The organism is Granulosicoccus sp. 3-233 (assembly GCF_052681095.1).
Window position 1 is genome coordinate 100565 of sequence record NZ_JBQYLE010000001.1, and the last position, 19035, is coordinate 119599.

Below are 19035 nucleotides of genomic sequence, written 5' to 3' on the forward strand. Positions count from 1 at the left end.
GTGCAGGTTGGCGTCGTTACGCTGTTTCCCGAACTGGTGGATGGTGCGCTCGAGCATGGTGTGATAGGGCGTGCACGCTCGCAGGGGCAACTCGAGTTGACGCTGGTCAACCCGAGAGATTTTGCGACGGACAGGCACCGCACGGTGGATGACCGGCCGTTTGGCGGTGGTCCCGGCATGGTCATGACGCCGGCGCCGTTGAGCGCGGCAATCACGTCCTGCAAGGGGGTGATGCCGGATGCTCCGGTGGTCTATCTGTCGCCGCAGGGCCGGCCGTTCGATCAGGCCATGGCTCGGCGTTTTCAGGCGCACGGCAGCCTGATGCTGGTGGCCGGAAGGTATGAGGGAATCGACGAGCGAGTGATCACTCGTTGGGTGGATGAGGAAGTGTCACTGGGTGATTTCGTGCTCAGTGGTGGAGAATTTGCGGCTCTGGCGCTTATCGATGCGGTAACGCGACTGGAGCCGGGTGTGTTGGGTGACCCGTTGTCGGCCGAGGAGGATTCCTTTGGCGTCGACGGATTGCTGGATTGTCCGCACTACACGCGGCCCGAGGTTTTCGACGACCAGAAGGTGCCAGGCGTGTTGTTGTCGGGTGATCACAAGGCCATAGCCCGCTGGCGTCGTCAGCAGTCTCTGGCGAGAACAAGGGACCGACGTCCGGATCTGCTCGAAAGTGCCGATCTGACGAAGGAAGACAAGTCATTTCTAACCAGCCTCGGGCCGTCTGCACAATGACACCGGCGGCTACTATCGAAGAGCAAGAGTAATGAGCAAGATCATCGACGAAATCAATGCCGAGCAAATGGGCAAGGACGTGCCTGCGTTCGCCGCCGGTGACACGGTTGTTGTACAGGTTCGCGTCAAGGAAGGCGACCGCGAGCGTCTGCAGGCGTTCGAAGGTGTCTGTATCGCCAAGCGTAACCGTGGCCTGCATTCGGCTTTCACGGTTCGCAAGGTGTCTCACGGTGAAGGTGTGGAGCGTGTATTCCAGACTTACAGCCCACTGGTTGCCGACATTGAAGTCAAGCGTCGTGGTGATGTTCGCCGTGCCAAGCTGTACTACCTGCGTGGACTGACTGGTCGCGCTGCCAGAATCAAGGAAAAGCTGTAACTCACGGTTTTTCCTGTCGGCTGCTTCTCCAGCTGGAGGAGCAGTTGCAAGGGGTTTGTCCCCGGCATCGAACGATGTCTGCGGGGCGAAGCAAGGCTGCCGCATGGCAGCCTTTTGCATGTCCGTCTGTACAGTATTGCAACTCAGCGCATTCCTGATCGACAAGCAGGATCGCTGTTTGCGGCTACCGGCCGTCCCGGGCGTCGGATAACATGGAGCACGGCTGGATGACGGCCCCTTCAGGCGGTGTGGCGGCTTGATTTATGCCGACCAAGCCCCGATCTTGTCGACACTTCAACTACTCAACGCCTGAGATTACCCGGAGATTTGCCGAATGAGTGACAACACCGAAGCCTCAGCCAACAGCAATGCGGCCGAAGGCCAGACGCCAGTCGATGGCGAGAAGATGGTCTTCCAGGCCGAGGTCAATCAGCTGTTGCAGCTGATGATCCATTCGCTGTACAGCAACAAGGAAATATTCCTGCGCGAGCTGATTTCCAACAGCTCTGATGCCTGTGACAAGCTGCGTTTCGAATCCATCGAAAATTCCGATCTGCTGGAAAGCGATCCCGATCTGCGCATCATCGTCAGTGTTGACGAGGACGCCGGCACCGTCACCGTCAGCGACAACGGCATCGGCATGAATCGCGATGAGGTCATTGCCAATATCGGCACCATTGCCAAGTCCGGAACCAAACAGTTCCTGGAATCACTCACCGGTGACCAGAAAACCGATGCCAAGCTCATCGGTCAGTTCGGTGTGGGCTTCTATTCGGCCTTTGTCGTGGCAGATTCGGTGCAACTGGTGACTCGCAAGGCTGGAGATGCTGCTGACGCGGCCGTGCTGTGGCAAAGCGAAGCCAGTGGTGGCTACACGCTGGCGTCGGTCGAAAAAGCGTCCCGGGGTACCGAGATCACCCTGACGCTCAAGGAGGATGCGAAGGAATTCCTCAATGCCTACCGCCTGCGCGGTGTCATCAAGAAGTACTCCGACCACATCACCTTCCCGATCATGATGCTGGGTGACGTACCACCAGCCCCCGAGCCTGCCGAAGGAGAGGATGCGCCAGCTGAAGAGCCGCAGCAGGCTGAGCTGGAGCAGGTCAATGACGCTTCTGCGCTCTGGACACGCCCGAAGTCGAGTATCAAGGAAGAGGAATACCAGGACTTCTACAAGCAGGTCTGCAACGACTACGAAAACCCGTTGACCTGGTCGCATAACCGGGTCGAGGGTAGTCAGGAATACACGTCCTTGCTGTACATCCCGAAGAAGGCACCGTTCGATCTTTACGACGGCAACCACCAGCGTAACGGTATCAAGCTGTTCGTGCAGCGTGTCTTCATCATGGATGAAGCCGAGAAGCTGATGCCACGCTACCTGCGTTTCGTGCGCGGTCTGGTGGACAGCAATGACCTGCCGCTGAATGTGTCACGCGAAATTCTGCAGGACAACAAGATCATCGATGCGATCCGCAGCGCTTCCATCAAGCGCGTGCTGGGCATGCTGGAGAAGATGGCCGAGAAGCAGCCTGAGGATTACGCCGGTTTCTGGGATGAGTTCGGGGCCTGTCTGAAAGAGGCGCCGGGCGAGGACTTCGCCAACAAGGAGCAGGTGGCCAAGCTGTACCGCTTCGATACCAGTCATCACGACAAGGCCGGTGAGCTGACCAGTCTGGATGACTACATTTCCCGCATGAAGGTCGGTCAGGACAAGCTGTACTACATCACGGCAGACAGTTATCAGGCAGCGAAGAACAGTCCGCACCTGGAGATCTTCCGCGACAAGGGGATCGAAGTGCTGCTGATGCACGACCGGGTAGACGAGTGGATGATGTCCTATCTCAACGAATACGATGGCAAGTCCTTCGTCTCCATCGCCAAGGGCGATCTGGATCTGTCTGCCATCGAGGGCGTCGAGAAGGAGTCTGACGAGGACAAGGCCGAGAAGGAGAAGAAGGCAGAAGCGGTTGCTCCGACCATCGAACGCATCAAGACGGTTCTGTCCGACAACACCAGTGATGTGCGGGCATCCACACGACTGACGTCCTCTCCCGCCTGTGTGGTCATGGGACAGCACGACATGGCGCTGCACATGCAGCAACTGCTCAAGCAGGCCGGGCATGAGCTGCCCAGCAGCAAGCCGGTGCTGGAAGTGAACCCGACCCATCCGATCCTCGATCTGATGGACAAGGAGCAGGATGATGATCGCTTCAAGGACTGGGCGCATCTGCTGCTCGATCAGGCGCTGCTGGCCGATGGTGCGCAGCTGGAAGACAGCGCAGGCTTCGTCAAGCGCATGAACGAGATGTTCCTGGCGCTGAAAGCCTGATAGCGTGATCCGGACAGATCGTGATTGTGCGGTCTGTCCGATTCTTGCAAGCGGTGAGGGTGCTGGCGATCTGTCGAACGGCCGATAACCCTGTGTGCATGATGGCCCTGTGCAGCAAGTAACCCTGGAAATCGCAGAGGTGTCATGGCGAGTGTCTGGCGGTTGCCGGGGCGCTCGGAAGCGCAGCAAAGACCAGCGACGGCGAAAATTAACGCAATCGGCGGTTGGCGCTATGCGCATCTGCCGCTAGAATTGGCAGTCTGGGGTTTTTCCATGGAAGAGCCACCCACTCACTATTCAAGAACTTGGTGCGAGTTGATCAATGAAATCCACGTGTGACACAGCCGCCGGGGCGAGCAGCGGTCAATCCTTGACCAAGCATCCGTCCGGAGCCTTCGCGTTCTACGCCAGAAGCCGACAGACTCTCGAGCGGAGTGCTCGTCTGTGCCGAGCCGTGCTGTTGAGCCTGGTGGCCGGTGCCATGGTCCCCGGTATGGCCCTGGCTGACGGCGATGTGGCAGCTGGTGGCGATGTGGCAGCTGGTGGCGAAAAGGCCTATACCTGCCTGGGGTGTCACGGCGTCAAGCATTACATCAATACCTACCCCACGTATCACGTACCTCGCATCGCGGGTCAGAACCGTGAGTACCTGGTTGCCGCCCTGCACGCCTATCGTGATCAGACACGTTCGCATCCCACCATGCAGGCCAATGCCAACTTGCTGACAGATCAGGATATCGAAGATATCGCTGCCTGGTTCTCTGCCCGGGGAGCCAAATAGACAATGACCATGCGCCACAACACTATGGGTTTGATCTCCCGGTCTGCTTCGCTCGTACGCGGAACTGCTGCCGTTCTGTTGACCATCGGCCTGTCGGTCGGTGCGGTTCAGGCCGGCGGCGATGCTGAAGCCGGGGCCGAAAAGTCTGCCACCTGTGCGGCCTGTCACGGTGCGCAGGGCATTGGCGAGATCGCCAGCTATCCGATTCTGGCTGGCCAGTACGCCAGCTATCTGGAGCATGCCCTGAAGAGCTACCGTGATGGCTCACGTGACAATGCCATCATGGCCGGTTTTGCCACTGCTCTCTCGGACGAGGATATTGCTGACCTGGCGGCCTACTTTTCTTCTCAGCCCGGCCCACTGCAGACCGCGATTCTGGATTGATGCTGGTCCACTGCTGCGTGGCCCCGGGTTCACCCTGAGTTCACCTTGGGTTCACGCAGCAGTAATCTGATAAGGTATGGAAAGCCGATCATCTGACGGGATGATTCCTTTCAGGGAAGATTGCCGGGTAGCAGTGCCCTGTCTGTGCTGTGTCAGTCCTCGTCAGGCCGATACTTCTGCTGTTCTGTCTGAGCAATGGAATGCAGGATCTGTTCGATATCCCGCGGCATCTGCACGTGGAAACCGCGCGACTCCAGGTTGTCCAGAACCACGCGCGCATCTTCCTGACCCAGCTTGCGGTCGGGGTGCAAGTCCAGTGTCATGGAGAATTCGGGAGTGCCCAGTTGTTTGAGTACGGGCTCCGGTAGTGTCTCGAGTCCATCTTCTTTGGCGAGATACACGTACAATCCTTCCTTGATCGAGCTGCGATAGATGTAGCACTGCATGGGATTAGCCTTTGTTCAATGGTAGATCGGGTACGAATAGATAAGTGGTTATGGGCTGCGCGCTTTTTCAAGACGCGTAGTCTGGCCAGTGAGGCAATTTCCCGCAATCGCATCCGCATCGGTGGTCAGCGCATCAAGGCGTCCCGGCAGGTGCAGATTGGCGACGTGATCCAGATCGAGAAGATACCCTACGAGTTTGTCGTGACGGTATTGGCATTGAATGATCAGCGGCGGCCAGCCGCCGAAGCGCAAGCCCTTTACGAAGAAACGGCTGAAAGCCAACAAGCCAGACGAGACCTCGGCGAACGCCTGAGGAGTGATCGAATGGCGCACGCAGGATTGGCCGGAGAAGGTCGGCCATCCAAGAAACAACGGCGTCAGATAATTCGGTTCCAGAACCGGAATGATACATCCGAAGAAGACGCGGGTGGCGACGCAGATGGAGATTCGATTGCTTAAACGACTGACCGGGCTATCACGCTCGGCACTGAACAAGACTCGGCAGATGCTCGGCGCATCCGAGCCCAGCCCCGATACACCGGCAGGCTCTTCGGCGGAAGGGCGTGACACCGCCGCGTCGAACACTGGCAAACCACCGCGAAAACGCAAGCGCAAGGCCGCAGGCAAACGGACCGGTGGACCGCTGATCGTGCCTGCTGGCGAACATTCCGTCACTCGCAAACAGATCGGTCGATCGGCGCTGAAGGTGCTGGACAAGCTGCACGAGGCTGGTCATTCGGCCTATCTGGTGGGTGGAGGGGTGCGTGACGCCCTGGTGGGTCTGAAACCCAAGGACTTCGATGTGGCTACCGATGCCAGTCCGGAGACGATTCGCGCCTTGTTCCGCAATTCGCGCATCATCGGTCGGCGATTTCGGCTGGTGCATGTGGTCTATGGCCGGGAAATCATCGAGGTTGCAACCTTTCGTGCCGCTCACAACAAGGGGGAGGGTGGCGAGATCGGCAAGGCAGGGCGTATCGTGCGGGACAATGTCTTCGGGTCGATCGAGGAAGACGCCTATCGACGCGATTTCTCGGTCAACGCGCTGTACTACAACATTGCCGATGGCTCGGTGGTGGATTACGTTGGCGGTCTGGCGGATCTGAAGGCCGGGGTATTTCGGTTGATCGGCGACCCGGTAACGCGCTGTGAAGAGGATCCGGTGCGGGTTCTGCGGGCGGTACGACTGGCCGCCAAGCTGGAATTCTCCATTGACAAGACCACACTGGCAGCCATGCAGCAGGTCCGCAATGAGCTGAAATCAACGCCGCCGCCCCGCCTGTTCGAAGAAGTGCTGAAACTGTTCCAGGGCGGGTACGCACTGCGCAGCTTTCATGCGGTTCGCGAACAGGATCTGCTGCGCTACCTGTTCCCCTTGCTGGACAGACGGCTCAAGGATGGGGATGAAAAGCTGGTCAGCATGCTGGATGCCGCGCTGAGCAATACCGACCGCCGGGTAGCACAGGGCAAGCCGATCACCCCGGCCTATCTACTGGCTTTCATGCTGTGGCCGGATATCGAGGAACAGGCGCGCACTGACTGCAAGGCCGGCATGCCGGTCAACGATGCACTCATTGCCGCTTCCGATTCCGTCCTGTCCACCCAACTGCGTGTCATCTCCATCCCGCGTCGATTCTCGGGTCCGATGAAGGAAATCTGGCAGATGCAGCCGCGCCTGGAACGACTCAAGGGCGGGCGCGCCTTGCGCTTGATGGAAGATCGGCGCTTTCGTGCAGCCTATGATTTCCTGTGCCTGCGGGCCACCATCGACGATCGCTTGCAGGCCAGCGCCAAATGGTGGACACGGGTGCAGACGCTGGATGAAGAGCAGCGTATCGAGGCCGCCGCCGGACGACCGGTCGTCAATGACATCTGGCCTGACAAGCGTGGCAAGAGCGGTGCCGGTTCGGCAAATGATGCGGGTGACGATGATGATGAAGGGCCGGGTGAGTCGGGGCCACGCCGCGAGGCGCAGGCCTCTGCGGCCAAGCCGCCACGCAAGCGACGCCGGCGCAGACGCCGCAAGCCGCCAGCCGCGGACAAGGGCTCTTCAGGGCCGCCGGCGGCAGATTGAGCGTGACGCAGGACCACTCGTCGGAGCGAGTTCATGTGGCGCTGGGCAGTAATCTGGGGGATCGTGAGGGGCATTTGCGACGCGCCCTGCAGGATATTGCCAATCTGCCCGAGGTGTCGGAACTGGTCTGCTCATCCCTGTATGAAACGGCTCCCATGGGACCACAGGATCAGCCGGATTACCTGAACGCCGTCTGCCGCTTTGACCATACCGGCACGGTTCGTGGCCTGATGGGACGGTTGCAGGCCATCGAGCAGGAGCATGGCAGGCAGACAGGCGGCCGGCGCTGGGGTGAACGACCACTGGATCTGGACATCCTCCTGTCTGGCGCGCAGCTCATCAGCGAACCGGATCTGGTGGTACCGCACCCGGGGCTGGTCGACCGATCCTTCGTGCTGTGGCCACTGGCTGAGCTGGACGAGAACCTGGTGGTGCCTGGCGAGCTGGGCCAGGGAAGAACGATCAGGCAATGGCAGCAACAGTGCCAGCGTCTGGGCATTCAGCGTCTGCCCGGCGGGCCACTGATTACTCCCTGAACGCAGCAGCCGGGTATTGCTGCAGGATCCGACAGGTGTCATCCAGCGTGTCAGGGTTGGCAGAAACGGTCTTCTGGCGCTACAATCCACTATATGAAATATCAGTATATCGCCATAGAAGGACCCATTGGCGTGGGCAAATCCACGCTTGCCCGGCAGCTGGCGCAGAAATTCAAGGCCAGTTTCCTGTCTGATGCCGGCGCTGACAACCCCTATCTCAAGCCTTTCTACAAGGATCCGAGAGGGCATGCCTTTCACGCCCAGGTGCACTTTCTGGTCTCCAGACTGGAGATTCTGCGCAATCCCGCCGTTCTCAAACCCTCACAGCCGATCGTTGCCGATTTCATGCTCGACAAGGACCCGCTGTTCGCCGAGCTGACCCTGGATCACACCGAGTGGTGGATGTACTCTCATCTGTACGACCAGCAGGTAGCCGGTGTACCCCGTCCGGATCTGGTCATCTACCTGCAGGCACCACTGGAACGACTGATCGAACGCATCGAGCGTCGCGGCATCAGTCACGAACAGCGCATCGACAGTCATTATCTGCAGCAGCTCAGCGCGCTTTACGAACGGTTCTTTCATGGCTATACGGAAACCCCGCTGCTGATCGTGAATACGGCCGAGATCAATCTGGCCGATGACCCTGCCGAGGTGGCACGCCTGGCGCGTCGGGTCGATGAAATCGACGGCGGGCGGCATTTCTTCAATCCCGAAGCGCTCAATCAGGCATGAACCGGAAGCCGGTACTGCTCGGGACGATCAGGGCCCGCAAACAGCCCGATTGACCGCAAATTGTCGGGAATCAGGTCTGAATTCCACCCCTTTGCCCCGTTCTCGAGTCGCCCGTCCGTTCTCAAGTGGCGGCAACCCGAGTATGCTCCCGCTATCGTTTCGTCTTGTGCCGGTTTGCACTTGTTTGCGCATTAGGCGAAAATTCGCATTATCGAAAGGTCGAGAATCGTCATGAGTGACAGGCAGAACTTGAGGATTGCCCTCCTGGAGGACAACCTCGAGCAGGCCGCCCGTGTCAGCGGGTGGATAGAAAGCAAGGGATATTATTGCGGCGTGTTCAATACCGCAGAAGAGTTCCAGCGCGCGTTCCGAAAGTCCACCTACGACGTGGTCGTGCTCGACTGGACATTGCAGACCGGCAGTTCCGGGCTTGAAGTGCTGCACTGGATCCGCAAGACCCTCACCAGTGATATTCCGGTCATCTTTGCCACCGCCAGGCAGGCCGAGGAAGACATCGTGACGGCGTTGCGTGCCGGTGCCGACGATTATCTGGCCAAGCCGGTGCGTCAGCACGAGCTGCTGGCACGGCTGTATGCGCTGGCGCGGCGTGCCCAGCCAGAGGTGGAGATTCTGGAGTGCCCACCCTATGTGTTCGATACCGCCAATCGCCAGGTGCGCCTCAACGATGAGGTGATCAAGCTGACGGAAAAGGAGTACGAACTGGCCCTGTTCATGTTTCGCAACCGAGGACGTGTCCTGTCGCGTCAGCATCTGCTGACGTCAGTCTGGGGTACCTCGGCCGAACTCAACACGCGTACCGTCGATACGCACGCCAGCCGCCTGCGCAAGAAACTGAAGCTGCTGGCGTCGGAACGCTGGAAGCTGACCTCCATCTATCAGCATGGCTACCGTCTCGAGGAGCACACCGGCAGCACCTGATTGCGCTGATCCCGATCATGCGGACTGACACATGAAGGGCGTCGCCCTGGCAAGGCAGCGCCGCATTACGGTCAGGGGCCTGTTGCTGTTTCTGTGTACCCTGCTGGCCTCGGTATGGCTGCTGCAGTGGAGTGACGCCACTCGCAAGGTGGATCGTCTGCTGCATGACGCCTGGGTGCGTGCCCATCAGCGAGTGGTACCGGAAGATGTCATCATCGCGGGGATCGACCCTCGCAGTCTGTCAGAGTTGGGTCGCTGGCCATGGCCACGCGAGCTGCAGGCCCAGCTGCTTGAGCAGCTGCAGGGAGCCAGGGCGGTTGTGCTCGATCTGCTGTATGTGGAACGATCGGTCGATTCGGCCGATGACCGCCGGCTGGTCGATGCGATCGGGAATCTGCCCGTGCCGATCCTGCCGGTATTGACCGAAGGTGGCCGGGGTTCGGCGGCCATCGAGTCCCTGCCGATATCCTCGATCACACGTCACGTGGATCATCTGGGGCATATCTTTCTACCGATCGATGATGACGGCATCGTGCGGCGTATGTATCTGAAATCCGGATTCATCCAGCCGCACTGGCCGGCCCTGTCTCTGGCTGCGCTGGAGGCGGTCGAGGGGCAGCTGCCCGAGCCACTGCCCGGGCGTCGCATCCATCGGGACAAGACGCAGGGGCTGTGGGTCGAGGATCACGAAGTCCTGATACCCTTCTACGGGCCCAATGGAGCCTTCAAGCGGCTTTCGGCGGTGGACATCATCAACGGTGAGGTGTCCGCGGATCGACTGCAGGGCAAGATCGTGTTCGTCGGTCTGACCACCACCGGTCTGGGCGATGTGGTGCCGACCCCGGTCTCGGCGCTCGATCAGCCGGTCCCCGGCGTTGAAATCCATGCCAATGTGTTCTCGGCACTGCGCGACCAGAGTCTGGTCATCAGCATCGGCTCGTACGCCAACATTCTGGTGGCCGTGATACTGATGCCCCTGATGCTGCTGCTGTACTCGCGGGCGCCACCGCGCTGGGTGCTGGTGTCCGCCATTGTCGGTGCCTGTGTGCCGGTCATCTGCAGTTTCGTGCTGTACCGATACTTCCGGCTCTGGTATGCGCCGTTGCCGGCCGCCTTGCCGCTGTTGGGCAGCTACCTGCTGTGGAGCTGGCATCGCCTGGACTATGTCAATCGCTACCTGGAGCGGGAACAGTCCAAGCTGGAACCGCACATGCCGCAACGGGATGCGCAGAGCAATGAACTGCTGGCTGCCTTCTTTCGGGCGGCACAGCGACATCTGCCGATACAGGGCTGGCGCTTCAGCTCGGGTGGCGAGCTCTTCAGCGGTGGCGAAGGATTGCCGGTGCAGCGTGTCACCGGCGGTGAGACCAACTGGCGACTGCGGCGCGGCGTGCATGCGCGGCAGTACCCGGGCAAGGTGCCACTGCATATCGAAATCGTGTTCAGCAACACGGACTACAGCCGTGCCATTACCCAGTATGTGAACAATCTGGCGCGTGTGCGTTCCCGCGGTGAGGCAGGCAAACTCAGCGGCTCGATCGAGAAATTGCAGACCAATACCCTGAAGCTCAGTGAGCAGCTGGAGTGGCTGCGCAACGTCAAGGTCTTTTCCGACACCATACTCGATGGCAGCCCGATGGGGTTTGCGGTGTGGAATGCCGCGGGCGAATGCATTCGCGCCAACCCCCTGCTGTATCGCATGGTGCCGAGTTTTGGCGAACGCGGCGAATTCATCGACTTTCTCGATTGCATCGGCCGCAAGCTGCAGAGCGCCGATGGTCGCAGTCATTTCGATCAGCTGGTGCTGGAGAGTCAATCCTGGCAGGTGATCTACAGCGTCGGGGAGCGCGAGCTGGTGGTCAACTTCAGTGCGGTCGGAGAACGTCTGGCCGATCGCTTGATCTGCGCCAGCGTGCTGGACGTCACCGATATCCGTACCGCTGAACGGGCGCGTGCAGAGATGGTGGATTACCTGTCACATGATCTTCGATCCCCGCTGATCTCGGCCCTGTATCTGCTGGAACAGAACGGGGATCCGCGGGTCGAGCAGAATATCAAGACGTCTCTGTCGATGATGGATGACCTGCTGCACGTAGCGCGAGCCGACAGTCTGTCCGAGGTGAAGTTCACCGCGGTGTACATGAATGGGGTTCTGGACAATTCACTCGACCAGATGCAGCCTCAGGCCCTGAGCAAGCAGATCGAACTGGATGCCGATTCGGAAGATGACGATCTGTGGGTGAATGGTGATGCGGCCTCGCTGGAGCGGGCAATCTGCAACATTCTGAGCAATGCCATCAAGTACTCCCCCGAAGGTACGATCATCACCGTTCGTCTGCTTCGCCGGGAAGATCGGGCAGTGCTGACGATCGATGACCAGGGCGTGGGCATCGACCCGGCAATGCTGGGGCAGCTGTTTACCCGCTTCAGGCGTGATGCGAAGACCGCAGGCCAGTTCAAGGGAATCGGCCTGGGACTGGCGCTGGTGGCGCGGGTCGTGTCACTGCACGGCGGCAAGGTGGCGGCCAGCAACCTGCCGCAAGGCACACGCATCACTCTCGAGTTGCCGCTGGAAGAGGAAGAGCCGGACAGCGGCAACGAGGCTTAGTCCGGCAGGGTGAAAGCGCCGTTCAGTCTGCGCCTGCCGCCTGGTGCGTTGTCACATCGCCATTGTCGTGACCTACCAGCAGCAGATCCGCTCCTCTGGCGGCAAACAGACCATTGGTGACGACGCCCGGAATCGCATTGATGGCGGCCTCCAGAGCAACCGGGTCGGTGATCGAGAAGCCGTGGCAGTCGAGGATGATGTTGCCATTGTCGGTCGCTGCGCCTTCACGGTACTCGGGGTCGGCACCCAGGCGCACGATCTCGCGGGCCACGAAACTGCGGGCCATGGGAATGACTTCCACCGGCAGCGGGAACTCGCCAAGCACCTCGACCTGCTTGCTCTGATCGACGATGCAGATGAATTCGCGGCTGGCAGAGGCAATGATCTTTTCCCGGGTAAGGGCGCCACCACCGCCCTTGATCAGGCGCAATTGCGGATCGGATTCGTCCGCGCCATCGATGTAGAGCTCCAGCTGACCGGCCAGATTCAGATCGAGTACGTCGATGCCGTGAGACGTGAGTCGTTCCGCGGTCGCGACAGAGCTGGCGACTGCGCCCTTGATGCGGGTGCCCGCGGCAGCCAGCGCATCGATGAAGACGTTGACGGTGGAGCCGGTACCGACGCCCAGCAGGCTGTCGTTCTGGACGTGGTCGAGTGCGGCCATGGCCGCTGCCTGTTTTCCGGGATGCACGATGGATTGTCGAACCTGAGGTATAAGTGTATGGAATGGGGCGGTTTGCTGGTTCATCGATGGGAAACCGAGTACATTGGCGGATTCCATACGACACCAGCCGGGCACAGGCGATTGATGAGCCAGTTACAAGCCGAGTATATCAAACGCATTCTCTCTGCCCGTGTCTATGATGTGTCCATCGAATCCCGTCTGCATGCCGCACCATTGCTGTCGCGCCGCTTGAGCAATACGGTATTGCTCAAGCGTGAGGATGAGCAGCAGGTCTTCTCGTTCAAGTGTCGGGGGGCATTCAATCGCATCTACAAGCTGTTGCAGGAGAATCCGGTGTCGGGCGTCGTTGCCGCCTCGGCCGGTAACCATGCGCAGGGTGTTGCCCTGGCTGCGCGTGAGCTCGGCATACAGGCGGTCATCGTCATGCCGCAGACCACACCGGGTATCAAGGTCGAAGCGGTGCGCGCCTTCGGTGCCGAGGCCATTCTGCACGGCGATGACTTTGATACAGCTCTGGCCCACGCCCTGGCGCTGGGTGAGGAGCGTGGCTTCCCGTTCATCCATCCCTTCGACGATCCCGATACCATCGCCGGTCAGGGAACGGTCGGGGTGGAGCTCTGCCGGCAGCATCCGGAGCCGATGGACGTGGTATTCGTACCTGTCGGCGGTGGTGGCCTGGCTGCCGGTATCAGTGTCTATCTGAAATACCTGCGACCCGAGGTGAGAATTGTCGGGGTGGAACCGATCGACGCTGCATCCATGCACGATTCACTCAAGGCCGATCAGCGGGTGGTTCTGCCTCAGGTCGGACTGTTTGCCGACGGGGTGGCCGTCAAGCAGGTCGGGGCGCATTGCTTCGAGGTCTGCCGCCAGTATCTGGATGAAGTCATACTGGTCAGCGTCGATGAGATGTCCGCGGCCATCAAGGACATCTTCAATGAAACCCGCACCTTGACGGAGCCCGCCGGTGCGCTGGCGGTGGCCGGCATGAAGCGCTATGTGAAGGAGCGCAAGGTGAGCGGCCAGACGCTGATCGCCGTGACCAGTGGTGCCAATATCAATTTTGACCGGCTGCGTCATGTGGCTGAACGGGTCGAAGTCGGTGAGAGCCGGGAAGCGCTACTGGCGGTAACCATTCCGGAGCGACCGGGCAGCTTCCTGGCATTCTGTCAGGCCCTGGGCAAGCGCGCCATTACCGAATTCAACTACCGCTACGCGGACTCAGGCACGGCCCATGTGTTTGCCGGCGTGGAATTGCCCGGTGGTTCCGATGAGCGCGATGCCCTGGTGCAGGGCCTGACCGACAAGGGCTATCCGGTACTGGACATGTCGCATAACGATACCGCCAAGCTGCATCTGCGACACATGATCGGAGGTCCTGCCAGAGTTCCGTCGGAACGACTGTACCGCTTTGCCTTTCCCGAACGACCCGGTGCGCTGCTCAGGTTCCTGTCTGCCATGGGGCAGAGCTGGAACATCACCCTGTTTCATTATCGCAATCACGGCGCTGCCTATGGACGGGTGCTGGTTGGCATGTCGGTACCCGAGGGCGATGAGGCCAAGCTGGACGAGTTCATTGCAAAGCTGGGTTTCACCGGTCACGAGGAAACCGATAACGAAGCCTATTCGCTGTTTCTGCGGTAGATTCGGGTTTCCGTCACCACGACATCCAGTGGGACATCCCACCATGCCGGAGTGAGGCTGTCCACACATTGCAGCTGGTGGGCCACGCCGATCAGCAAGGGACTGCTGCCCTGTGTCGGCAGTCGGGTGGCATCGGCCTGTCGCCGATGGGTAAACGAGCGATCGTAGTACCCACCACCCATCCCCATGCGGTGGCATTGCGGATCGAATCCGAGCAGGGGCACCAGCACGGCATCGAGCGTCGACGGGTAGATGCAATCCTCGGCAGTGTACTCCGGTTCCCGAATGCCGTAGCGGTTCTGCACGATGGCCGTGTTCTCGTCCAGCGGCGAGAACAGCAGGGTGTGATCGGGCTGGATCAATGGCACGAAGGTCAGGCTCTGTGCCGCGCGGCACCTTGCCAGCAGCGGCTCGACGTTCACCTCATTGCCGAAGGCCAGATAGCCGGCGATGTGCCTGACACCGTGCAGCAGGGGCAACACCTGCCGGGCGATGAGTCGGGAATTCTCCGCCACGGTGGTGGCCGACAGACCGTCACGTCGTGCACGCAGCGTTTGTCGGAGATCGGGGCACGAGGCCTGTCGAGGCCGGGAATCCGGGCTGGCTGGCGCGGTGTTGTCGGCAGTGGCCGTTGATTGGCGGGAGTCTGTCACGGCAAGCTTGCCGTTATCCGCTCGATTGCTGTCGGAAGAAGTCATGAAGTATCAACCACGAGTGCCGTTTCTGGTGTGCTACCTTGAACCAGGCGGTTCAGGTGGGGACAACTGGAACCGTATCAGGCTTTCCGCCGTAACGGACATGCACAACAACAGCGACCAGATCGTCCCCGGGGTGAGAAATTAGGCTCAAGGGATATACCCAACCAGATAACGAGCACCGCAGAAGATACGACTCACAGACTATCATGATCGCGCGTCATTGAACGTGAAACACTGGTTACTCTGCAGGGTTTGTCGAATTTGCGACATTTTCATCCAGCAGCGCTTCCAGTTTGCGGTTCAGTTCCGACAATCGCTCGGCAATGTCGCTGTCCCGGTCGTCGGATTGTGGGCTGGCACTCTCCAGCGAGCGTGACTTGAGCAGGGCGTTGGCGGTGTTGATGGCCGTGACAATGGCAATCTTCTCGATGCTGGATGTGGTATTGCGCTTGCGCAGATCCCGCATGGATCGATCGATGTAGGCGGCTGCCTGCAGCAGATCATCCTCTTCACCGGGTTTGCAGGAAATCTGCACTTCCTTGTCCAGAATGCGCAAGCGTGCCGGCCGATTGCCACCGGATTCCTGCTTGCGCTCGATCGGTTTGTTGCTCATTGGCTGACCTCCAGTGATTTCAGGCGCACGATCATCTGTTCCACCTTGTTGCGCGCGGTTTCGTTCTTGTCGATCAGTCGAGCCCTTTCCTCGACCAGGGACTCCTGCTGCTGGTGCAGGACCTGATTTTCCTGACGCAAGCGAGTGCATAACGCAATCAGGGCCTGCAGCCGAGTCTCGAGTAGCTCGAACTGCTCTTCTAGTGCTGGACGACTCATGCGACGGCCTCGTCTGGTTGGGTTGATGGCATTGTATACTTGGGTGCTGTCCCGCTGGCAATGACCTCGTTTATCCGTGACGCTCTCCAATCAGACGCTATCGACCGCCATCGAGCGACTCGATCTACCCTTGCCACTGGCCGAGATACATGGACTGTGTTGCGGTCTGCTGTGCTCCATGCCCAGCGCTGCGGCCAAGACGCGCTGGTTCACCGAACTGCTGGATGCCGCGTCCCTGTCGCCGGATTCGGTTGCCTCCAGGGCCGCCGAACTGAAGACCCTGGACGAATGGTTTGCGCAGACACTGGGCTCGCTCAACGACAGTGATCTCGAATTTTCCCCGGTCGTGCCTGACGACGACGTGCCGGTCGAGCTGCGTACCCGTGCCCTGGCCGACTTCTGTGGCGGCTTCACCTATGGCGTGGGTATCGCCCTGGGTCAGCGCGGACAGAAACCCTTGCCCGAAGACAGTCGCGAGATCATTGCCGATTTTCAGGAAATAGACGCCGTCGACGTGGACGATGGCAGCGCCGATGAAGCGGTCTATACCGAGTTGCTGGAGTACGTCCGCGTCGGTGTATTGCTGGTGCTCGAAGAGCTTCGTCCCATCACCCCTGTCACCCAGCAGAAACCCTCATGAGCAAAGGCAGCCGCCGCACACAGCGATTCAGCAAGAGCCTGGACGCAGAACTCAAGCGCCGACGTCGCGCATTGATGCGCACCATGGGGGAGAACTCCATTGCCGTGATTCCGGCAGCGCGTGCCAGTATTCGCAGTCGGGATACCGAGTACCCGTATCGCGCCGACAGCAACATGCTGTACCTCAGTGGCTTTGACGAGCCGGAGGCCCTCATGGTGCTGATTCCCAATCGGCGTGCCGGACAGTATCTGATGTTCTGCCGCGAGCGCGATCCGGAAAAGGAGACCTGGAACGGGCGTCGTCTGGGGGTGGAGGATGCCCCCGAGGTGCTGGGGGCCGATGATGCATTTCCCATCGGTGATATCGACGATATCCTGCCCGGTCTGCTGGAGAACAAGCAATCGGTGTTTCATACCCTGGGCAAGGATCTGGCCTTCGATGCGCAGCTGCTCGGCTGGCTGAACAAGGCGCGCTCCAGTCGGCGGCGCGAAGGTGGCGATCCGGATTCCTTCATCTCACTGGATTTCCATGTCGATGAGATGCGCGTCATCAAGAGCCGTACCGAACTGTCGCTGATGCGCCAGGCTGCCAGGCTCAGCGCCGCCGGTCATGCCCGCGCGATGCGCTCGGCCCGACCCGGCATGCATGAGTACGAACTGGAAGCCGAGCTGATCGCCGAGTACCGTTCACACGGTGCCGAGCATTCCTTTCTGCCGATTGTCGGCGGTGGGGAGAACGGTTGCATTCTGCATTACACGGAAAATCAGGATGTCCTGCAGGACGGGGAACTGGTCCTGATCGACTCCGGTGCCGAGCTGGCCGGCTATGCCGGTGACATCACTCGCACCTTCCCGGTCAACGGTCGCTTCAGCGACGCGCAGAAGACCGTCTACAACATCGTGCTGGAAGCACAGCTGGCGGCCATCGAGGCGGTGCAGCCAGGCAATCACTGGAACGAGCCGCATGAAGCCGCGGTCAAGGTGCTGACTCGCGGGCTGCGTGATATCGGTGTGCTCAAGGGCAAGTTGCCGAGCCTGATCAAGCAGGAGGCCTACAAGCCATACTACATGCACCGCACCGGCCACTGGCTGGGCATCGATGTGCATGATGTTGGCGAATACAAGATCAATGGCGACTGGCGTGCGCTGGAACCGGGGATGGTGCTTACCGTGGAGCCAGGCTTGTATCTTGGCACTGATCGACGCATACCGAAGGAGTACCGCAACATCGGTATTCGCATCGAAGACGATATCGTGGTGACGCGTGACGGCCATGAGGTGATCACCGCCGATGTGGTCAAGAGCGTCGAGGACATCGAGTCCTTCATGCGCGGCGAGCACTGATGTCCGGACACGACGCCATGGCGGATATCGTCATCGTCGGAGCCGGCCTGGTCGGTCTGCCGCTGGCGCAGGTGCTGGCGGCGCAGGGTTGGCAGGTGGTCCTGCTGGATGCCCAGGGCCCGGCCGCAGCCTCGCCTGTGCCTGCCGATACCAGCCTGCGGCATCTGCAGCAGCGTTGCACCGCCGTGAGTCTCGGTACGCAGCGCTGGTTCGCCCGGCATGGGCTCTGGTCTGTCCTGGCTGATGATGCCGCGCCCATCCGGCAGGTGGTTGTCACGCACAGAGGCTACTTCGGCACCACCCGACTGCAGGCTGAGGAGATGGGCGTCGAGGCGCTGGGGCATGTGCTCAACAACCAGCATCTGGTCGATTCCCTGCAACCGCTGATGGCCGAGTCGACGGTCGATCATCGCCGTGCAGCCCGTGTCGTGGCCGTGCGTCAGCAGGAGGAGTCTGTCGAGGTCCGACTCGACGGTGGCGAGACGCTGTCGGCCCGCCTGCTGATCGCCGCCGATGGCGTGAGTTCGGTGGTTCGCGAGTCCGTCGGCATCACGACTCGGCAGGTCGATTACCAGCAGGCGGCGGTATTGAGCATGCTGCAGCTGGTCGACGGTCATGAGGATGTGGCGCATGAGCGTTTCACCGACAGTGGGCCGCTGGCGCTGTTGCCACGCACCGGGCCCTACATGAATGTGGTGGACTGTATCGACAGCGGACAGCAGGCAGAGATGAGCTCGCTGGATGACGCCGAGTATCTGGCTCGTCTGCAGGATCGCTTCGGCTACCGTCTGGGGCGCTTTGCCGCAGTCGGGCCGCGGCTGGTGTTGCCACTGCTGCGAATCGAGGCGACAGCGCAGAGCGCGCCGCGCGCCTTGCTGCTGGGCAATGCCATGCGTCTGTTGCATCCGGTGGGTGGGCAGGGGTTCAACCTGGCCATGCGCGATGTCGAGTGTCTGGTACAACTGCTGTCACAACAGCGTGATGCCGATCCCGGTGACGCGCGCCTGCTCTCGGCTTTCGTGGCTGCCCGGCAGGCCGATCAACAGCAGGTGGTACGCTTCACCGATACGCTGGCACGCAGTTTCCGGGGCAGGGCATCCTTGCCGGCTCATCTGCGCTCGGCAGCATTGCTGGGGCTGGATACCCTGACGCCACTGCGACGTCGTTTTGCCGGACGCACCATGGGACTGTCCTCCTGATTCGCATCGGCGCTCATCTGGAAGCCGGACTGAGACAGCGTCTGGTGTT

Annotated in this window: 20 protein-coding genes and 1 other RNA gene; 15 read left to right on the forward strand and 6 right to left on the reverse strand. The window is 60.4% G+C overall.

The window, feature by feature from the left end; all coding sequences use genetic code 11:
* The 5 genes from trmD to ACUNV4_RS00470 all read left to right on the forward strand — a co-directional run bounded on the left by trmD (position 1) and on the right by ACUNV4_RS00470 (position 4608).
* Positions 1-738: a tRNA (guanosine(37)-N1)-methyltransferase TrmD gene (trmD, locus tag ACUNV4_RS00450; RefSeq protein WP_430876510.1), complete on the forward strand. Its 738-nt coding sequence runs from the start codon at positions 1-3 to the stop codon at positions 736-738.
* Between the two features lie 31 nt (positions 739-769).
* Positions 770-1114: a 50S ribosomal protein L19 gene (rplS, locus tag ACUNV4_RS00455; RefSeq protein ID WP_430876511.1), complete on the forward strand. Its 345-nt coding sequence runs from the start codon at positions 770-772 to the stop codon at positions 1112-1114.
* Between the two features lie 334 nt (positions 1115-1448).
* Complete coding sequence (gene htpG / locus ACUNV4_RS00460; protein ID WP_430876512.1) at positions 1449-3443, forward strand: molecular chaperone HtpG; 1995 nt, start codon at positions 1449-1451, stop codon at positions 3441-3443.
* Positions 3444-3765: 322 nt separating this feature from the next.
* Positions 3766-4224: a c-type cytochrome gene (locus tag ACUNV4_RS00465; RefSeq protein WP_430876513.1), complete on the forward strand. Its 459-nt coding sequence runs from the start codon at positions 3766-3768 to the stop codon at positions 4222-4224.
* A gap of 9 nt (positions 4225-4233) precedes the next feature.
* On the forward strand, positions 4234-4608 hold the full coding sequence (locus tag ACUNV4_RS00470) for a c-type cytochrome (RefSeq protein WP_430876514.1): 375 nt from the start codon (positions 4234-4236) through the stop codon (positions 4606-4608).
* Between the two features lie 152 nt (positions 4609-4760).
* On the opposite strand, the gene ACUNV4_RS00475 is transcribed toward ACUNV4_RS00470, so the two are convergent.
* Positions 4761-5054, reverse strand: coding sequence for a YcgL domain-containing protein (locus tag ACUNV4_RS00475; RefSeq protein ID WP_430876515.1), 294 nt, complete (start codon positions 5052-5054; stop codon positions 4761-4763).
* A gap of 18 nt (positions 5055-5072) precedes the next feature.
* On the opposite strand from ACUNV4_RS00475, the gene ACUNV4_RS00480 reads away from it, so the two are divergent.
* The 6 genes from ACUNV4_RS00480 to ACUNV4_RS00505 all read left to right on the forward strand — a co-directional run bounded on the left by ACUNV4_RS00480 (position 5073) and on the right by ACUNV4_RS00505 (position 11946).
* The gene (locus ACUNV4_RS00480) at positions 5073-5513 is read left to right on the forward strand and encodes an RNA-binding S4 domain-containing protein (protein ID WP_430876516.1); all 441 of its coding nucleotides are present in this window, start codon (positions 5073-5075) and stop codon (positions 5511-5513) included.
* Between the two features lie 46 nt (positions 5514-5559).
* Entirely contained in the window at positions 5560-7128 is a 1569-nt protein-coding gene (gene pcnB / locus ACUNV4_RS00485; protein ID WP_430877394.1) for a polynucleotide adenylyltransferase PcnB, read from the forward strand.
* Positions 7129-7130: 2 nt separating this feature from the next.
* A complete protein-coding gene (folK, locus tag ACUNV4_RS00490) occupies positions 7131-7664 on the forward strand; it encodes a 2-amino-4-hydroxy-6-hydroxymethyldihydropteridine diphosphokinase (RefSeq protein ID WP_430876517.1) in 534 nt (177 codons plus the stop codon).
* A gap of 93 nt (positions 7665-7757) precedes the next feature.
* Positions 7758-8399 (forward strand): deoxynucleoside kinase, encoded by a 642-nt coding sequence (locus tag ACUNV4_RS00495; RefSeq protein ID WP_430876518.1) that lies wholly within the window; start codon positions 7758-7760, stop codon positions 8397-8399.
* Between the two features lie 231 nt (positions 8400-8630).
* Positions 8631-9338: a response regulator transcription factor gene (locus ACUNV4_RS00500; protein ID WP_430876519.1), complete on the forward strand. Its 708-nt coding sequence runs from the start codon at positions 8631-8633 to the stop codon at positions 9336-9338.
* A 31-nt stretch (positions 9339-9369) separates the two neighbouring features.
* Positions 9370-11946 (forward strand): CHASE2 domain-containing protein, encoded by a 2577-nt coding sequence (locus ACUNV4_RS00505; protein ID WP_430876520.1) that lies wholly within the window; start codon positions 9370-9372, stop codon positions 11944-11946.
* Positions 11947-11968: 22 nt separating this feature from the next.
* On the opposite strand, the gene rpiA is transcribed toward ACUNV4_RS00505, so the two are convergent.
* Positions 11969-12640: a ribose-5-phosphate isomerase RpiA gene (rpiA, locus tag ACUNV4_RS00510; protein ID WP_430877395.1), complete on the reverse strand. Its 672-nt coding sequence runs from the start codon at positions 12638-12640 to the stop codon at positions 11969-11971.
* Between the two features lie 114 nt (positions 12641-12754).
* Between rpiA and ilvA the strand changes: the two genes are divergently transcribed.
* Positions 12755-14275, forward strand: coding sequence for a threonine ammonia-lyase, biosynthetic (gene ilvA / locus ACUNV4_RS00515; RefSeq protein WP_430876521.1), 1521 nt, complete (start codon positions 12755-12757; stop codon positions 14273-14275).
* Here the strand turns inward: ilvA and ACUNV4_RS00520 are convergent.
* The 4 genes from ACUNV4_RS00520 to ACUNV4_RS00535 all read right to left on the reverse strand — a co-directional run bounded on the left by ACUNV4_RS00520 (position 14254) and on the right by ACUNV4_RS00535 (position 15804).
* Complete coding sequence (locus ACUNV4_RS00520) at positions 14254-14973, reverse strand: 5-formyltetrahydrofolate cyclo-ligase (protein WP_430876522.1); 720 nt, start codon at positions 14971-14973, stop codon at positions 14254-14256. The genes ilvA and ACUNV4_RS00520 overlap by 22 nt on opposite strands.
* Before the next feature lie 3 nt (positions 14974-14976).
* A non-coding RNA gene (gene ssrS / locus ACUNV4_RS00525) (6S RNA) lies at positions 14977-15163 on the reverse strand.
* Positions 15164-15211: 48 nt separating this feature from the next.
* Positions 15212-15586 carry a cell division protein ZapA gene (locus tag ACUNV4_RS00530; RefSeq protein ID WP_430876523.1) on the reverse strand — a complete coding sequence of 125 codons (375 nt, stop codon included), beginning with the start codon at positions 15584-15586 and terminating at the stop codon, positions 15212-15214.
* A complete protein-coding gene (locus ACUNV4_RS00535) occupies positions 15583-15804 on the reverse strand; it encodes a TIGR02449 family protein (RefSeq protein WP_430876524.1) in 222 nt (73 codons plus the stop codon). Before ACUNV4_RS00535 ends, ACUNV4_RS00530 begins: the two co-directional genes overlap by 4 nt.
* 76 nt (positions 15805-15880) lie before the next feature.
* Between ACUNV4_RS00535 and ACUNV4_RS00540 the strand changes: the two genes are divergently transcribed.
* From ACUNV4_RS00540 to ACUNV4_RS00550, 3 genes are read left to right on the forward strand one after another with little or no spacing between them, the layout of a single operon-like run.
* Positions 15881-16444 carry a UPF0149 family protein gene (locus ACUNV4_RS00540; protein ID WP_430876525.1) on the forward strand — a complete coding sequence of 188 codons (564 nt, stop codon included), beginning with the start codon at positions 15881-15883 and terminating at the stop codon, positions 16442-16444.
* Positions 16441-17787, forward strand: a complete 1347-nt coding sequence (gene pepP / locus ACUNV4_RS00545; protein WP_430876526.1) for a Xaa-Pro aminopeptidase — start codon at positions 16441-16443, stop codon at positions 17785-17787. The genes ACUNV4_RS00540 and pepP overlap by 4 nt, the downstream gene beginning before the upstream one ends.
* A complete protein-coding gene (locus ACUNV4_RS00550) occupies positions 17787-18986 on the forward strand; it encodes an FAD-dependent oxidoreductase (protein ID WP_430876527.1) in 1200 nt (399 codons plus the stop codon). The genes pepP and ACUNV4_RS00550 overlap by 1 nt, the downstream gene beginning before the upstream one ends.
* The last annotated feature ends 49 nt before the right edge of the window (positions 18987-19035 follow it).

Excerpts from the sequence above, each read along its gene's own strand:
- ilvA (WP_430876521.1), top strand. The coding sequence starts at position 12,755 with ATGAGCCAGTTACAAGCCGAGTATATCAAACGCATTCTCTCTGCCCGT.
- ACUNV4_RS00470 (WP_430876514.1), top strand. The coding sequence starts at position 4,234 with ATGCGCCACAACACTATGGGTTTGATCTCCCGGTCTGCTTCGCTCGTA.
- ACUNV4_RS00500 (WP_430876519.1), top strand. The coding sequence starts at position 8,631 with ATGAGTGACAGGCAGAACTTGAGGATTGCCCTCCTGGAGGACAACCTC.
- ACUNV4_RS00480 (WP_430876516.1), top strand. The coding sequence starts at position 5,073 with ATGGTAGATCGGGTACGAATAGATAAGTGGTTATGGGCTGCGCGCTTT.
- ACUNV4_RS00465 (WP_430876513.1), top strand. The coding sequence starts at position 3,766 with ATGAAATCCACGTGTGACACAGCCGCCGGGGCGAGCAGCGGTCAATCC.
- pepP (WP_430876526.1), top strand. The coding sequence starts at position 16,441 with ATGAGCAAAGGCAGCCGCCGCACACAGCGATTCAGCAAGAGCCTGGAC.
- ACUNV4_RS00505 (WP_430876520.1), top strand. The coding sequence starts at position 9,370 with ATGAAGGGCGTCGCCCTGGCAAGGCAGCGCCGCATTACGGTCAGGGGC.
- htpG (WP_430876512.1), top strand. The coding sequence starts at position 1,449 with ATGAGTGACAACACCGAAGCCTCAGCCAACAGCAATGCGGCCGAAGGC.
- ACUNV4_RS00495 (WP_430876518.1), top strand. The coding sequence starts at position 7,758 with ATGAAATATCAGTATATCGCCATAGAAGGACCCATTGGCGTGGGCAAA.
- ACUNV4_RS00475 (WP_430876515.1), bottom strand. The coding sequence starts at position 5,054 with ATGCAGTGCTACATCTATCGCAGCTCGATCAAGGAAGGATTGTACGTG.
- ACUNV4_RS00530 (WP_430876523.1), bottom strand. The coding sequence starts at position 15,586 with ATGAGCAACAAACCGATCGAGCGCAAGCAGGAATCCGGTGGCAATCGG.
- ACUNV4_RS00520 (WP_430876522.1), bottom strand. The coding sequence starts at position 14,973 with ATGACTTCTTCCGACAGCAATCGAGCGGATAACGGCAAGCTTGCCGTG.
- ACUNV4_RS00535 (WP_430876524.1), bottom strand. The coding sequence starts at position 15,804 with ATGAGTCGTCCAGCACTAGAAGAGCAGTTCGAGCTACTCGAGACTCGG.
- rplS (WP_430876511.1), top strand. The coding sequence starts at position 770 with ATGAGCAAGATCATCGACGAAATCAATGCCGAGCAAATGGGCAAGGAC.
- pcnB (WP_430877394.1), top strand. The coding sequence starts at position 5,560 with ATGCTCGGCGCATCCGAGCCCAGCCCCGATACACCGGCAGGCTCTTCG.
- ACUNV4_RS00550 (WP_430876527.1), top strand. The coding sequence starts at position 17,787 with ATGTCCGGACACGACGCCATGGCGGATATCGTCATCGTCGGAGCCGGC.